This is a genomic window from Streptomyces sp. NPDC046203 (assembly GCF_040646255.1).
GTDB lineage: Bacteria > Actinomycetota > Actinomycetes > Streptomycetales > Streptomycetaceae > Streptomyces.
In genome coordinates this window covers 128,641-144,276 of the sequence record NZ_JBEYZX010000002.1, presented here as the reverse complement: position 1 = coordinate 144,276, position 15,636 = coordinate 128,641, and the positions used below count along the sequence as shown (strand labels likewise).

Annotated in this window: 11 protein-coding genes and 2 pseudogenes; 4 read left to right on the top strand and 9 right to left on the bottom strand. The window is 73.0% G+C overall.

The annotated features are described in order from the left end of the window. Positions 1–210: 210 nt before the first annotated feature. The 4 genes from ABZ990_RS02395 to ABZ990_RS02380 form a co-directional block, all read right to left on the bottom strand. Positions 211–2,853: a polynucleotide kinase-phosphatase gene (locus tag ABZ990_RS02395; protein WP_361223976.1), complete on the bottom strand. Its 2,643-nt coding sequence runs from the start codon at positions 2,851–2,853 to the stop codon at positions 211–213. After that, entirely contained in the window at positions 2,850–4,379 is a 1,530-nt protein-coding gene (locus tag ABZ990_RS02390; protein WP_361223974.1) for a 3' terminal RNA ribose 2'-O-methyltransferase Hen1, read from the bottom strand. The genes ABZ990_RS02395 and ABZ990_RS02390 overlap by 4 nt, the downstream gene beginning before the upstream one ends. Before the next feature lie 236 nt (positions 4,380–4,615). Continuing rightward, entirely contained in the window at positions 4,616–5,536 is a 921-nt protein-coding gene (gene mmuM / locus ABZ990_RS02385; protein ID WP_361223971.1) for a homocysteine S-methyltransferase, read from the bottom strand. 4 nt (positions 5,537–5,540) lie between these two features. Next, on the bottom strand, positions 5,541–6,464 hold the full coding sequence (locus ABZ990_RS02380; protein ID WP_361223968.1) for an LLM class F420-dependent oxidoreductase: 924 nt from the start codon (positions 6,462–6,464) through the stop codon (positions 5,541–5,543). Between the two features lie 314 nt (positions 6,465–6,778). Here ABZ990_RS02380 and ABZ990_RS02375 point away from each other — a divergent pair, with 314 nt between their 5' ends. Then, positions 6,779–6,985 carry a hypothetical protein gene (locus ABZ990_RS02375; protein ID WP_361224439.1) on the top strand — a complete coding sequence of 69 codons (207 nt, stop codon included), beginning with the start codon at positions 6,779–6,781 and terminating at the stop codon, positions 6,983–6,985. Between the two features lie 629 nt (positions 6,986–7,614). Here ABZ990_RS02375 and ABZ990_RS02370 read toward each other — a convergent pair. From ABZ990_RS02370 to ABZ990_RS02350, 5 genes and pseudogenes are all read right to left on the bottom strand, one after another. Next, positions 7,615–8,100 carry a DUF6099 family protein gene (locus ABZ990_RS02370; protein WP_361223965.1) on the bottom strand — a complete coding sequence of 162 codons (486 nt, stop codon included), beginning with the start codon at positions 8,098–8,100 and terminating at the stop codon, positions 7,615–7,617. A gap of 258 nt (positions 8,101–8,358) precedes the next feature. Next, positions 8,359–8,673 (bottom strand): annotated as a pseudogene (locus ABZ990_RS02365) (nucleotide pyrophosphohydrolase); the annotation flags it as partial. A 145-nt stretch (positions 8,674–8,818) separates the two neighbouring features. Then, positions 8,819–9,853: pseudogene (locus ABZ990_RS02360) on the bottom strand (ATP-binding protein); the annotation flags it as partial. A 352-nt stretch (positions 9,854–10,205) separates the two neighbouring features. Further along, the gene (locus tag ABZ990_RS02355) at positions 10,206–10,631 is read right to left on the bottom strand and encodes a cell division protein SepF (RefSeq protein WP_361223962.1); all 426 of its coding nucleotides are present in this window, start codon (positions 10,629–10,631) and stop codon (positions 10,206–10,208) included. Between the two features lie 128 nt (positions 10,632–10,759). Further along, positions 10,760–11,716: an SMP-30/gluconolactonase/LRE family protein gene (locus tag ABZ990_RS02350; protein ID WP_361223960.1), complete on the bottom strand. Its 957-nt coding sequence runs from the start codon at positions 11,714–11,716 to the stop codon at positions 10,760–10,762. Positions 11,717–11,888: 172 nt separating this feature from the next. On the opposite strand from ABZ990_RS02350, the gene ABZ990_RS02345 reads away from it, so the two are divergent. From ABZ990_RS02345 to ABZ990_RS02335, 3 genes are all read left to right on the top strand, one after another. Next, positions 11,889–12,350, top strand: a complete 462-nt coding sequence (locus tag ABZ990_RS02345; RefSeq protein ID WP_361223957.1) for an Lrp/AsnC family transcriptional regulator — start codon at positions 11,889–11,891, stop codon at positions 12,348–12,350. 321 nt (positions 12,351–12,671) lie between these two features. After that, positions 12,672–14,327, top strand: a complete 1,656-nt coding sequence (locus tag ABZ990_RS02340) for a glycosyltransferase family 39 protein (RefSeq protein WP_361223955.1) — start codon at positions 12,672–12,674, stop codon at positions 14,325–14,327. Between the two features lie 98 nt (positions 14,328–14,425). Beyond that, complete coding sequence (locus ABZ990_RS02335) at positions 14,426–15,265, top strand: PhzF family phenazine biosynthesis isomerase (RefSeq protein WP_361223952.1); 840 nt, start codon at positions 14,426–14,428, stop codon at positions 15,263–15,265. Positions 15,266–15,636 lie beyond the last annotated feature (371 nt).

The window sequence follows — 15,636 nt, the reverse complement described above, 5'->3', positions numbered from 1 at the left end:
CGAAGAACCCCGTCAACGCGGACGAGTGAACACACAGGGGCGCAAGGAAGCGCATTCCATGCCTTCTTGCGCCCCTGCGCCCCCGCGCCTCGGGCCGCCGCCCGGGAGTTCCGGACGACAGCCATGGAAGTCCTCGGGCCCAACCGGGCAGCGCGAGCCGCCGATCACCCCGGCCACGGCCGAGCCGACCGCCCAACCCGCTCCGCCCCGTCAGAGCCGGGGGTCGACCGGCTCCGATTCCAGGGCGAGGACCGCGAAGACGGCCTCGTGCACCCGCCACAGCGGCTCGCCCGCCGCCAGCCGGTCGAGCGCCTCAAGCCCCAGCGCGTACTCCCGCAGGGCCAGGGACCGCTTGTGTCCGAGGAACCGTTCGCGCAGCCGCGCCAGGTTGTCCGGACGGGTGTACTCGGGACCGTAGATGATCCGCAGGTACTCCCGGCCGCGCACCTTCACGCCCGGCTGCACCGGCCGTCCGCCGCGCCCGGTGGCGACGGCCGCGAGCGGCTTGACGACCATGCCCTCGCCGCCCGCCGCCGTCAGCTCCAGCCACCAGTCGGTCCCGGCACGCACGGACGCCTCGTCGGCCGGGTCGACCACCAGCCGCCGGGTGGTCCGCAGCAGCCCCGTCGGGTCGTGCTCGACCAGCCGGTCCAGCCAGGCCAGCTGCTCGTCGTGGGGTACGGCGGCCAGGGAGCGGCCGCGCGCGGCGAGCACCTGGAACGGAGCGAACCGGACACCGTCGAGGCCGTCGGTCGGCCAGCAGTAACGGCGGTACGCGTCGGTGAACGCCGCCGCGTCGGCGGCCCGTTCCCGCTGCCGGCCGAGCAGCCCGTCGAGTCCCTCCACCCCGCGCGCGGCGGCCTGTTCGAGCGCCGCGACCGCGCCGGGGAACACCGCCCGCGAGGCCGCGCCGACCGCCGCGTACTGACTGCGCAGCAGGCCCGTCGACTTCAGCGACCACGGCATCAGCTCGCCGTCGAACAGCAGCCAGTCCGTGTCGAGTTCGGCCCAGAGCCCGGCCGCGTCGATCGCGGCGCGCAGCCGTCCGACGACCTCCTCGGTGGTGGCCTGGTCGGCGAAGAACGGGCGGCCCGTACGGGTGTACAGCGCCCCGGTCACTCCGCCGCCGTCACCGCCGTCGCCACCCTCGCCGCCCGGGCCCCCGAACGCCGCGCCCGGGTCCACGCCGAACCGCTCCGCCGCCGCCGCGTCCTTGCAGACGAGGGCGACGGCCCGCGAACCCATGTGCTTCTCCTCGCACACGACCCGCCCGACACCGTCGGCCGCGTACTGGGCGAACGCCTCGGCCGGGTGCTCCAGATAGCCCTCCTCCTTCGAGGTCGCCGTCGGTGCCATCGTCGGCGGCAGGTAGGCAAGCAGCCTCGGGTCGACGGCGAACCGGCTCATCACCTCCAGGGCGGCGGCCGCGTTCTCCTCGCGGACCGCGACCCGGCCCATCAGCCGGGTCTCCACGCCCCGGTGGCCCCGCACGTCGTCGATGTCCAGCGGCCGGCCCTGGCCGGCGCCGGGCGCCTCGGCCGCGAGCGGCCGGGCCGGCTCGTACCAGACCTGTTCGGCCGGTACGTCGACCAGTTCGCGCTCGGGCCAGCGCAGCGCCGTCATCCTGCCGCCGAACACCGCGCCGGTGTCGAGGCACAGGGTGTTGTTGATCCAGGACGTGTCCGGCACGGGCGTGTGCCCGTACACGACGGCCGCCCGGCCCCGGTACTCCTCCGCCCACGGGTAACGCACCGGCAGCCCGAACTCGTCGGTCTCCCCGGTCGTCTCCCCGTACAGCGCGTGCGCGCGGACCCGCCCGGAGGTACGGCCGTGGTACTTCTCGGGCAGCCCGGCGTGGCAGACCACGAGCCGCCCCTCGTCGAGGACGTAGTGGCTGACGAGGCCATCGATGAACGACGCGACCTCGGACCGGAATTCCTCCGGCTCGCGCTCCAACTGCTCGATCGTCTCGGCGAGTCCGTGCGTCTGCCGCACCGTACGACCGCGCAGCCAACGCCCCAGCTTGTTCTCGTGGTTGCCCGGCACGCACAGCGCGTCCCCGGCGGCCACCATGCCCATGACGCGGCGCAGCACACCAGGGCTGTCGGGACCGCGGTCGACGAGGTCGCCGACGAAGACGGCCGTACGGCCCTCCGGGTGGTGCCCGTCCTCGTAACCCAGTTTCGCGAGCAGGGTCTCCAGCTCGGAGCGGCAGCCGTGGATGTCGCCGATGACGTCGAACGGGCCGGTGAGGTGGCGCAGGTCGTTGTAGCGCTTCTCCCGTACGATCGCGGCCGCCGCCACCTCCTCCTCGCCACGCAGCACATGCACCTTGCGGAAGCCCTCGCGTTCCAGTCCGCGCAGTGAGCGGCGCAGTTCGCGGCGGTGCCGCTGGACGACGTGGCGCGGCAGGTGGGCCCGGTCGGGGCGGTCCGCGTTGCGCGCGGCGCACACTTCCTCGGGCAGGTCGAGGACGATCGCGATCGGCAGCACGTCGTGCTCGCGCGCGAGCCGTACGAGCTGCCGGCGTGCCTCGGTCTGCACGTTGGTGGCGTCGACGACGGTCAGTCGGCCCGCGGCCAGCCGCTTGCCCGCGATGTAGTGGAGGACGTCGAAGGCGTCCTTGCTGGCGCTCTGGTCGTTCTCGTCGTCCGCGACGAGACCTCGGCAGAAGTCCGAGGAGACGATCTCGGTCGGCTTGAAGTGGCGCCGCGCGAAGGTCGACTTGCCGGAACCGGTCGCGCCGATCAGGACCACGAGGGAGAGATCGGTGACGGGCAGCGTACGGGGCGCGGCAGAGTTGCGGTCCGAGGTCGAATCGGTGTGCTCGGTGTACTCGGTCTGGTCGGTCATGCCGCGTCCTCCTCCTTCTTCTTCGTGGCGGGGGTCGTGTCGACAGCGGTGCCGGTGGGGGTACCGCTGCCGGGGGCTGCGTCGGTGTCGGTACGGGTGAAGACGGCCATCTGGGTGGGCGGGCCGACCTCGGGATCGTCCGGGCCGACCGGGGCGAGGACCACCTCGTAGCCGTAGCGGTCGGCGACGCCCGCCACCCACGCGCCGAACTCCTCGCGGTTCCACTCGAATCGGTGGTCGGAGTGCCGGACGTGCCCGGCGGGCAGCGACTCCCAGCGCACGTTGTACTCGGCGTTCGGCGTGGTCACCACGACCGTGCGCGGCCGGGCGGAGCCGAACACCGCGTACGCGAGGGCGGGCAGCCTCGGCGGATCGACGTGCTCGACGACCTCGCTGAGCACGGCGGCGTCGTAGCCGGCCAGCCGCTTGTCGGTGTACGTGAGCGAGCCCTGCAGCAGGGTCACGCGGGCGGCCTGCCGCTCGCCCATCCGGTCCAGGCGCAGCCGGCGGGCGGCCGCGGACAGCGCCCGCGCCGACACGTCCACGCCGACGACCTCGCCGAACCGGGCGTCCTTCAGCAGCGCCTGCACCAACTGCCCCTGCCCGCAGCCGAGATCGAGCACGCGGGCGGCATCGGCGGCACGCAGCGCGCCGAGGATCGCCGTGCGGCGCTGCTCGGCGAGCGGCACGGGCCGCTCCTCGGTGTCGCTCGCCTCGTCGACCGCGTTGTCGACGTCCTCGACGTCCAGGCCGTCGGCCTCGGCGAGGCGCACGAGCGCCAGCCGCTCCGTGGCCTGCCGGGTGAGACTCCAACGGCGCGCGAGATAGCGGCTGGTGATCAGCTCCCGCTCGGGGTGACTGGCGAGCCAGCCGTCACCGGCCCGCAGCAGTTTGTCCACCTCGTCCGGCGCGACCCAGTAGTGCTTGGCGTCGTCAAGCACCGGCAGGAGGACATAGAGCTGGTTGAGCGCGTCGGCCAGGCGCAGTTCGCCTTCCAGGACCAGCCGCACATAGCGGGAGTCGCCCCACTCGGGGAACTCCGGGTCGAGCGCGACCGGCTCCGCCGTGACGGTCGTCCAGCCCAGCGGCTCGAACAGCCGCGCCACCAGGCCCGGTCCGCCGCGCGCGGGCAGCGCCGGGATCTCGATCCGCAGCGGCAGCGGCGCGGCGGCCCGCTCGGGCATCGCGGCGCAGGCGCCGTGCAGGGCGCTCTTGAAGACCTTGGCGAGCGCGACCGCGAGCAGTGAGGACGCCGCGTACGGCCGGTCGTTCACATACTGCGCGAGCGCCGCGTCGGGCGCCCCGCCCCGGCCCTTCCCCCGGCCCTTGCGGACCAGCACCACGGGGTCGACCTCCAGCAGCAGCGCGACCGTGCACCCCTCGACGTCCGCCTCGGGGTAGAGGACATGCGCGGTGCCGTGCGCGGTCGAGAAGGACTGCGCCTTCCCGGGATGCTTGTGCAGCAGGAAGCCGAGATCGGTCGCGGGTCGCTGAGGCGTACCAGTGGTACGAATGGTGAGGAACACCCGTCCGAGTATGACCATGCGCCCTACCGCCGACCAGGCATTTTCCGCGCCCCGGGGCGCACACCCCGGGCTTCGGCCACCCGAGCGCGGACCACCCGAGCGCGGACCACACGGGCGCGCGGACCACACGGGCGACGCTGCGGACGCCGGACCGGAACATCCCGGCGCGTGCCTGAAGCCGTCCGGCTACGCCGGCCTCCGGCTCGCCCCGCCCGTGTCCCGCCCCCTCCCCCGCCTCATTCGCGCCCGTGCGGCTCGCGCTCCACCACGCCCGCCAGGGAAGCGATCGCGGCGGGGCCGACCCGGCAGCAGCCACCGATCAGCCGGGCGCCCACGGCCCGCCATCGCCCGGCCAGGGCCGGGTCGAAGGTGGCGGGCCCCCGCCAGTCCCCGGCGACGGCGTCCCACCCCTCGCCGCTGTTCGGGTAGACGACGACCGGCTTGCCGGTCACGGCGGCGGCGATCTCCACGGCAGGTCCGGCGTCCTCGGGGGCGCAGCAGTTCACCCCGACGGCGACGACCTGGTCCCGGCCCGCCGCCAGGGCGAAGGCGTCCACCAGCCGCTGCCCGGCACGGGTGCGGGTGCCGTCGACGGTGTACGAGAGCCAGACCGGCACCCCGCACCCCTCGACGGCCCGCAGCAGCGCCTCGGCCTCGTCGGTGTCGGGCACCGTCTCCAGGGCCAGGACGTCGGGTGCCGCCTCGGCCAGGACCTCGATCCGGGGCCGGTGGAACCGTTCGAGCGCGCCGACCGACAGGCCGTACCGGCCCCGGTACTCGCTGCCGTCGGCGAGCATCGCCCCGTACGGCCCGACCGAGGCCGCCACCCAGATCTCCCGCTCCGCCCGCTCACCCGCCGACCGGGCGAGCGCCACACTGCGGGCGAGCAGCCGCGCCGCCTCCGCGTGGCCGATTCCGCTCCGGCCGAAGCCTTCGAAGGTGGCCTGGTAGGAGGCGGTGGTGAGGACCCGGGCACCGGCCCGCGCGTACGCGGTGTGCGCCGCCTCGATCCGCTCGGGCCCGTCGGCGAGCAGCCGCGCGGACCAGAGCGCGTCGGAGAGGTCGCAGCCCTGTGCCTCCAATTGGTTGGAGAGCCCGCCGTCCAGCACGAGCACCTCGTCGGCGAGGGCGGCGCCCAGCGTGCGCCCGGGTCGCACCGGATCACCCCAGCTGCGACTGGATCTGAGCGGAGATCAGCTCCAGGTGGTCCAGATCGTCCAGATCGAGGATCTGGAGGTAGATCCGGCGGGCGCCCAGGGCTCCGTAGCGGCCGATCTTGTCCACGATCTCGGCGGGCGATCCCGCGAGGCCGTTGGCCTTCAGTTCGTCCACCTCCCGGCCGATGGCGGCGGCCCGGCGGGCCACCTCGGCGTCGTCCCGGCCGGCGCAGACCACCAGCGCGTTCGAGTACACGAGCGCGTCGGCGGGCCGCCCCGCCTCCTCGGCCGCCGCCCGGACCCGCCCGAACTGCAGCTCGGTCTCCTCCAGCGACGCGAAGGGGATGTTGAACTCGTCGGCGAACCGCGCCGCGAGGCGCGGCGTACGGCGCGCGCCGTGGCCGCCGATGAGCACCGGGACCTTCGCCTGGGCCGGCTTGGGCAGCGCGGGCGAGTCGGTGAGCTGGTAGTACTCCCCCTCGTACGAGAACGTCTTGCCGGCCTCGGTGCCCCACAGCCCGGTGACGATCTCCAGCTGCTCCTCCAGACGCCCGAACTTCTCCTTCGGGAACGGGATCCCGTACGCCTGGTGCTCCTCCTCGAACCAGCCCGCGCCCAACCCGAGTTCGACGCGGCCCCCGGACATCCGGTCCACCTGGGCGACCTGGATGGCGAGGACGCCGGGGAGCCGGAAGGTGGCGGCGGTCATCAGCGTGCCGAGCCTGATCCGCTTGGTCTCCCGGGCGAGACCGGCCAGGGTGATCCAGGCGTCCGTCGGGCCGGGCAGTCCGTCGCCGGAGCCCATGCGCAGATAGTGGTCCGAGCGGAAGAACGCGTCGAAGCCCAGGTCCTCGGTCGCCTTGGCGACCGTGAGCAGCGTGTCGTAGGACGCCCCCTGCTGGGGCTCAGTGAAGATGCGAAGATCCATGCCTCCATCCTGCACCCGAAGGTGCGTCAACCGATTCGTCAGCCGGTGCTCGACACCGCCTCGCCCGGGTGAAAATCCGCCCCCGGGCGAGGGGCATCGACCCAGGCCAGTGACCTGCGCCGAGGGCGATTCGTTGGCGGGGCGGAGCCGGATCGCCCGGCCCAACGTGCCTGCGGACCTGCCGGTACGTCCCTTTGTGTGGTGGTCCTTCCCGTACGGGAGGGCCCCTGGCCGAGGAGGCCGCCATGTCCAAGGAAACCGCGCCGCAGCACATCGTCACCTCCGAACAGCACCTGCCGCCGTCGATCCCCGCGATGTCCTCGGTGTCGTCCGTCCCCGCACAGCCGCAATGCGGAGACGCACCTCACGGCCTGCTTCAGCAGATGGAGGCGATGATGGCCGCACTCACCGCCGACCTCTCCCAACTCGACGCCGACCTCCAGTCCGCGGCGGACCGCCAAGCGGGCGACGCGGACGAAGCCCGCCCGGGCCCGGCAGGACCGGACTCCGCCGCCCGCTGACCGCCGGCTCCCCCTGACCACTGACCACTGACCGCTGACTGCCCAGCAGGTACGGATACCAGGCGCGGGCGGGCAGAGGTCGATCGGCGCCTGGTAGCGGACAGCCGGTACGGGTCCAGGCCCTCGGTGCGGGTGGTGGACGCGGGCACGGGTGGCAGGTGGCGGGCACGGGTGGCGGATGGCTAGGCGAACCGGCGGGGCCCGCGTCTCGTCGGCCCCGGGCCCCCTTGGCCGCCGCCTCCCGGTGGAGGCGGCGGCCGCACACCCGGGCCGGGCGTCGGGGCAGGCCCGTACCCCGGCCCGGTTCGGGGCCGGCCGGCGCAGGCCCGCCCCGGCCGCCGGCCACAAGCCCCCGCGCCGACCGGGCCCCTGCCTCAACCCCGGCCACACCGTCCGGCACACCTGAGCCGGCCCTTGGCTCTGCCGCACCGCGCCGCACCCACCCCGCTCAGGCCCGCACCAACCGCCCGACACAGGCCCCCGCACCCGTCACGCCCTGCCTCGGCCCCGCCCGTACCGCCCAGCCAGGGGCTCGACCCCCGTCCCGGCCCCGACCTCGGCCCGCACCACCCCGCCAACCCTCGCCCCTCCACGCCCAAGCCGGGCCAAGGCGTGCCGGCCCGCGCCCCCTACCCCGGGCCCGCACGCCCCCGGGCCGGGTCCGGCGGGCGGTCGCGCTCGCGCACCGCGAGCCGCCGCAGCATGGTCCGGACGTGGTCGCCCGCCTCGTCGGCGGCGTCGATCGCCTCGATGGACTGCCAGTACAGCCCGTCCTCGTCCGGCGCGCAGGCCACCCCGACCAGGGCGATGCCGACTTCCCCCAGCAGCACGCCGAGCGCGGTCAGCGCCGCGCGCACATCCCCCACGGAAGTGAGCTGTGCCGCCCTCGGCCCTCCGGTGCGCAGCGCCGCATGCTCCATCCCGCCGCGCACTCCGCCGGTCTCGCTCAGCCCCCGTGCCTCGCTCCGCAACTCCAGCGGCCCCTCGGCCGCGAGGTGACCCCCTATCACTTGGGCGAGGGCCTGGGCCTGCCAGGCCTCCCGCATGATGTCCCACGGCGCGTGGGCTTCCGCCAGCGCGTATCGCCCGTTTGCGATCAATCGCTCCGCGTCCATCAACGAAGCCCCCGTTCTGACGACTTACCGCTCACTCTTTCCATTACCCAGCGTGAGGCCGACTGAGCCTGAACACCAGAGGAATTCGGAAATCTGTGGACAGGAAGCTCGTTGGGGATAATTCGATCACTCCGTAGAGTGACAATCGGGGTCGGGGGCGGCCTCAACGGCATGATCGATTCCGCTGTCCCCGCCGGTCCCGCCGGACTTGTGGGCCTCGCCCGCCCCGCCGAAGTCCCCGCCCCGGCGCCCGCGCGCCGGGAAACGGATCTCGTTGCGATCGATCTTCGCCGCGAGGGCCGTGAGCGGATCGACCCCGAGCACACCGCAGAACTGCAACAGATAGGCGAGCACGTCCGCGACCTCGTCGCGGACCCGGTGTGCCGTCTCCGGGTCCGCCATCACCCGGCCCGCCTCCTCCGGCGTCAGCCACTGGAAGATCTCCAGGAGTTCGGCAGCCTCGACACTCAGCGCCGCCGCCAGATTCTTGGGCGTGTGGAAGGGCTGCCAGTCGCGGGCCGCGGCGAAGTCGGCGAGCCGTCGCTGCAGGCCCGCCACATCAAGTTCTGTCACCCCCCAGGTCTACCACCGTCACACCCGGCACGTCCGACCCCTTCGAACCGATCAGCCTGTCCGACTCGCCCAGCCCGCCCAGCCCGTCCGACCCGTCCGACCCACCCCGCCCGTCCAACTCTTCCATCACACCCGTGACTCCCTCCCCCACCGCCGCGACCAGCCGCATGTGCCCGCTCGCGCAGATCTCCCCGGCCAGCCCGAGCAGGGCCGCCGTCTGCCGCGCGTCGAGCGCGTGGTCGAACCCGTCGGCGAGCACGGTGAGCGTCTGCATCGCCTGCGGCACCTCGGCGATCGGGTCCACGGCCAGCACCCCGGGGCCGGTGAGCAGGACGAGTCCGAGGGCGAGATAACGCAGTTCGCCGTCGCCGAGCCGGCCCAGCGCCATGTCCGGCAGCCCCGCGCGCTCCAGGACGGCCTCGACCGTGCCGCCCGTCTCCGATTCCCGTAAACCGAGCCCCGCCACCGTGCCGACGCACCCCGCGGTCGCGAGGGCCGCCAGTCGGGCATGGCGGCGCGGGCACTCGGTGGCGGTGCGGTGCAGTACGGCGGCGAGGTTGTGGCAGTCGCGCCGCAGCCTGCCCTCGCCGAGCGGCACGGGCTGCCGCATCCGGTGCGGCAGCGGGTGACAGGGGAAGACCGACCGCAGCCCGACGACCACCTGTTCGGCGGCGGCCAGGACGTCCCGCTGCCCCTGCGTCTTCCCGGCGACGCGCAAGGGGAGCAGCGCCGTGCCGAGGACGTCGTCGGGGAACGGGGCGCGGGTCACCGGGGTGTTGCCGGCGGTGTGCCACTCGGCCTGGACGCTGCTGCGTTCCGGGTCCCGCAGCGCGGTGGTGAACAGGGTGTGGTCCGCCGAGGTGAGCCGTTCGCCGACGATCCGCAGGGTGGGTTCGGCCTGGACGGCGATGTCGAGATGGACGGGCCCGACCGGGCCGTCGACCGTGCAGCCGATCCGGAAACCGCGTCGGCCCTGCGGGTCGGGCCGCGACCGTTCCGGCACCCGGTCGGCGGCGTCCGGCAGCGCCTCTTCGAGCTCCGCGCCCGCCCCGAGCCGCGCCAGCGCCTCGTACGCGCGCAGGGCGGTGGTCTTCCCGCTGCCGCTCGCCCCGCGCAGCAGTGTCACGGGGCCGAGCGGCAGCACCACCCCGCGATGCGTTCCGAACGCCGACAGGCGCAGTTCGGTGACGGTGGGCCGGAGCGACGCCCCTCCGGTCCGCCCGTCCGCCGCCGCCGTCGGCGTCGATGCCGATGCCGACCTGGCGGAGGGGGCGGGCCCGAACCCGGGCACCGGCTCGGCTTCCCAGGCTGGGGCGGGGGCAGGGGCAGGGGCGGGACGCGAGCGGTCACGGAAGGGCACCTGGCCAGGGGGCCGCCCCTGTGGGGGCACCTGCCCGTCGGCGGGAGCGAACGGCGGCCCGGGCGGGCGGGGTGGTCGATACGAACGATCGGGGGCGTTGCCTCCGGTGATGGTCATGACCGGACGGTACGCAGCCCTCCGCACGACGAACCGTTACGTCGGAACGACCTTCCTACGAACGAGGGAGCCTGCCCGTCGCGTTGCCCTCGGCGCTCTCCTCCTCGGCGCCCTCGACCTCGGTGCCGGCCGGAGCGAGCAGGAAGACGTTGCGGTCGACCCGGTGCATCCCGCTGCCGAGACCGAAGACGACGCCACTGCTGAAGTCGAGAATGCGCTTGGCGACCTCGGTGTCCGCGCTCGTGAGGTCGAGCAGCACGGGGATCTGGGCGATGAGGTATTCCGCGACCTCGCGCGCGTCGGCGAAGACCTGGACGCGCAGGACGACCATCCGGCGCTGTTCGGCGGCCGCGTGCCGCTGTTCGGTGATCGCCCGGTGGTCGACCATGGACGGCCATTCGTCCCTGCCGCGCAGGGGGACGACCTGGGCCAGACCCTCCCACTGCTCGTCGGTGACGTCGTACCTCTCGTACCTACTCATGCGCCCATCCTCCCGTCCCTCACTCGTTCGGCCCAACACCGACACGGGCTGAGCGGCATGTTCTCCGTATCGGGACCGGAGGAACGAGGGTACGGGAGAGGGCGGGAGGGGGCGGACCGCGCGGGCGGTCAGCTCGCGGATCGGCCGGGTCGGCCGGGCCCTGGGGCCGGATGCGTGCCGGTGACGGAGGTGACGACCGAGTAGAGGCTGGTCTCGGCGGCGATGAAGAGACGATTGCGCTTGGCGCCGCCCCAGGCGATGTTGGCCACCGCCTCGGGGATGTCGAGCCGGCCGATCAGGGTGCCGTCGGGGTCGTAACAGTGGACGCCGTCGTTCATCGCGGCCAACCACAGCCGGCCGTCGGCGTCGAAGCGCAGATTGTCGAAGCGGGCGCCCGGGCGGGCGGAGGCGTCGGCGAAGACCTTGCCCTCGGAGAGCGTGCCGTCGTCGCGCACGTCGAAGACGCGCACGTACCCGGCCCGGGTGTCGGAGACGTAGAGCCGGCTCTCGTCGGCCGAGAAGACCAGACCGTTGGGCGCCTCGAAGCAGTCCGCGACCAGCCGCACTTCACCAGTGACGGGGTCGATCCGGTAGACGTTGTTCGCCCCGATCTCACTCTCGCCGCGATGGCCCTCGTAGTCGGTGACGATGCCGAAGTCCGGGTCGGAGAACCAGATGGAGCCGTCCGACTTCACCGTCGCGTCGTTCGGACTGTTCAGCCGCCGGCCCTGCCAGCGGTCCGCGAGCACGGTGATCGTGCCGTCGTGCTCGGTCCGCGTCACCCGGCGGTTGCCCTGCTCACAGGTGATCAGCCGGCCCTCACCGTCCAGGGTGTTGCCGTTGGTGTGCCCGGCGGCGCGGCGGAACACGCTGACGGCGCCGGTCTCCTCGTCCCAGCGGAGCATCCGGTCGTTGGGGATGTCGCTCCAGACGAGCTGCCGCCAGGCGGGGAGGTAGATCGGTCCCTCGGCCCAGCGGCATCCGTCGTACAGCACCTCCAGACGCTCGTCGCCGAAGGTGCACCGGCCCGTCCGGAACCGCTCGTCGAGCACCTCGTACAGCGCGGGCCGCCTGCGCTCTGTCATGCCTCACCCTTCCTCACGACGTTCCACTGATCTCGGGTCTCGGATCACGGATCACGGATCACGGATCACGGATCACGGCCCACCCTCACACAACTGCCGAACAGAATTCGGCATGTTCGAGAAATTGCAGGATCGGATATGGTCATCGCACAGTCATACCGAATGGAGTTCCGTGGATCACATCGATCGCGTCCTGCTGACCCTGCTCCAGCAGGACGCCACCCAGTCGTACGCGGCGCTCGGCCGCGCCGTCGGCCTGTCGGCGGGAGCCGCCCACGAACGCGTCCGCAAGCTGCGCGACCGAGGCATCATCCGGCGCACCACGATCGAGGTGGACCCGGCGGCGGTGGGCGGTGGGGTGCTCGCGTACGTGATGGTCGAATCGAGCGCCTGGATGGGCGATTCGGGCCCGCGCTTCGCCGCCCTGCCCGAGGTCCTGGAGGCGCATGTCATCGCGGGCAGCGCGTCGGTGCTGGTGAAGGTGCGTACGACGACCACGGAACGGCTCCAGGACGTACTGCGGCGGATCTACGCGATCGAGGGGGTCAGCGGCACACAGGCGACGGTGGTCCTGGAGACGTTCTTCGAACGGCCGGTGCCGACCGGCGCCGAGGACGGCGGCGGCGGCGCGTAGAGCCTGGGCCCGACAGGAAGCGGATCCGGATCCGGAACCGGAACCAGAAATCGGAATCGGAACCGGCCAAACGATCATTCGCGCCACGACCCTCCGACCGACCTGCCAAAGGCGGGATATCGCTCAACCTGCCGACCCTTCCTACGGCCTGGCGGGTGATACGGAGCACGCCATCCGGGCCTGGCCGAAAGACGACCTACTGAAGTCCGTTTCCTCCTCGGCCGGTTCGGGTCGGGAGCGAAGCACCTCGGTGCCGACCGTGACTACCGTGCGCAGGCCGCAGCACGGTTCCGCGTGCCCTCCGAGGACGAACGGACGTTCATGCCCCCTGCCATTCCCACCTCTTCGCCCGCCCCTCCCCCTTCCCCTTCCTCGTCTCCATCCCCCTCCCCGCCGCCCCTTCCGCCTCTTCACCGCCGCGCACTCCTGTGGGTCGTCCCGGGGGCGTGGACGCTCGCCCTCGGCCTGTGGGGACTGTCGCGGCAGAACAGCGTGTGGCGCGACGAGGCGGCGACCTGGCAGGTGGCACGGCGCTCGACCGGGGACATCCTGCGCATGCTGGAGAACGTCGATGTCGTCCACGGTCTCTACTACCTGCTGATGCACGGGTTGTTCACCTGCTTCGGCCCCAGTACGACGGTGCTGAGACTGCCTTCCGTGCTCGCCATGGTGGTGGCCTCGATCTGCGTGACGGTGCTCGGGAACCGGCTCGCCGGGCCGTGGGCGGGGCTGGGCGGCGGGCTGGCGTTCGGACTGCTGCCCGCCGTCCAGTTCCACCTTCAGGAGGGGCGTCCGTACGCGCTTGTCGCCGCCGGTGCCGGAGTCTCGACGCTCCTGCTCGTGACCGCCGTTCAGGAGCGTGCCGGGCGGCCGGCCCGCTGGGTCGCGTACGGCGGAACGGTCCTCGTCTGCGGCCTCTTCAACTGGCTCTCCCTGATGATCCTTCCCGCCCACCTGGCCACCCTGCTCTGGGCGCGGGCCGCCCGCCCGGTGCGGGTGCGCTGGGCGATGGCGTCGGCGGCCGCCGTGACGGGGGTCCTGCCGCTGATCCTCTTCAGCCGGAGCCAGTCCGGCCAGGTGTCCTGGATACCGCCGCTGACCTGGCACATGATGATCGGTCCGGCGGTCCTGCTGACCATCGGCGGGCTCGGCGCCCTGCTCGACCGGCCACGGGCGGGTGCGAATGCCGAATCGGGGACGAGTGCCGGATCGAGTGGGGGTGTTGCCGGGCGCGGGACGGGCGCCAGGCGTGGGGTGGGCCGGCTGTCGGCGGCATCCGTCGGGCTGCCGCTCTTGGTCGTACCCCAACTCACCCTGGCCGGGCTCTCCTTCATCCAGCCGCTGTTCCTCGACCGTTACGTGCTGTTCAGCCTCGTCGGCCTGGCGCTACTGATCGGTTCCGCGATCGGCACGGCGGTCCGGGCGACGCGACCTCGGTTCCCGAGGGCTTCACGTGCCGTCCTTCCCGCGGTGCTGGCCGTCGCGACGACGGCTCTGATGCCGGAGTCCCTGGCCAAGCGGTCCCCGGCCAGCCGCGTGGACGACGTCCTCGCCATAGCGGAGGACATAAGGGAGTTGGGGCGGGACGGGGACGCGGTGCTCTACATACCGGCCGCACGCAGGGACACCCGCCTGGTCTCCCCCGACGCCTTCACCGGGCTGCGGGACCTCGCCCTGGCGCAAAGCCCGGAGGAATCCGGGACGTTGAAGGGCTTGGAGGCGGACCCCGGGCGAATCCGGGCGAGGATGCTGGCACAGGAACGCATCCTGCTGGTCACGGATGCGGAGCCGGTGCCGGCGGCGCTCTCGACAGAGCGGGACCGGGTGAAGTCCTGCGTCCTGGGCAAGCACTTCACCCCAGGAGAGGATCGCCGCATGCGGGGGCGCAGGGTGACGGTGTACGAGCGGAACCACCGAGCGGGCCACGGACACACACGGAGCGGCACGAGCAAGTCCGCTGCAAACAGCCCCTGTTGACATCGACGCCACCGTGCACGGATGCCGCGGGAGGGGCATGCCGTCCGGAGAAGATCGACTGCGTTGACGGGGTCGGTGCGGGGGCCTACGTTCGGGTGATGGACATCCTGCGTTACGTGGCTTTCAGCACCGACCCGCTCGGCGGGAACCCGGCAGGCGTGGTGCTCGACGCCGCCGGCCTCGACGAGGCGACGATGGCCGCGACCGCGGCGGAGATCGGCTACTCGGAGACGGCCTTCACCGTGGCCAGGCCCGACGGGTCGCTCGACATCCGCTACTTCAGCCCGCTGGCCGAGGTGCCCTTCTGCGGTCACGCCACCATCGCCACGGCCGTCGCCCACGCGCAGCGGCACGGCGCCGGCGACCTGCTGCTGCACACCCAGGCCGGTCCGGTCCCCGTGACCACCTCGGTGCGGCCGGACGGCACCGTCACCGCCACCCTGGTGAGCGTCGCGCCGCGCACCGAGGAGATCGGCGACGCCGATCTGGCCGAGCTGCTCGCCGCGTTGCGCTGGAATGCCTCGGACCTCGACCCCGCGCTGCCACCGCGCGCCGCCTACGCGGGTGCCTGGCACCCGGTGATCGCCGCCGCCAAGCGGGGCCGGCTCGCCGACCTCGACTACGACATGGCGGCGCTGGGCGCCCTGATGGAACGCCGGGGCTGGACCACCATCGCCCTGGTGCACCGCGCCTCGGACACCGTCTTCCACGCCCGCGACCCCTTCCCGCCGGGCGGGGTCGTCGAGGACCCTGCCACAGGCGCCGCGGCCGCGGCCTTCGGCGGCTATCTGCGGGAGCTTCGACTCATCGCACTCCCTGAGGTTTTGACGATCCATCAGGGTGAGGACATGGGCCGCCCGAGCGTTCTCGGCGTACGGGTTCCGGCGGACCCGTCGAGCGGCATCGAGGTGACCGGTACGGCGGTACGCATCGGCTGACCGGGCGGACTGCCGGAACCACCGTGGCGGGCCGCCCGGACGGACCGACGGAGACGGGCCGTCCGGCGCGAGTGGCCACCGGAACATAGCCGCGCACCCGTCCCGGCCCGGCCGCGACCGGCCTGGGAGGCGACTCCGCCGCCCTCAGCTCTGCGCACCCCCGGAGCCCCTGGCCTCGCTGGCATTCGGGAGCCGAGGCGAGAGGGGGCGGCCCGGCCGAATCCCGTACGCCTCCGCGCACCGAGGGCCGAGGGCCGAGGGCCGAGGGAACGGGCAGAGCTCGAAACGGCGGGCGACGGACAGCCGGACGGCAACCCGGCGGCCGCCCACGCGAACGTTGCGCGAGCGATCCCGTAACGGCAGCATGGCCG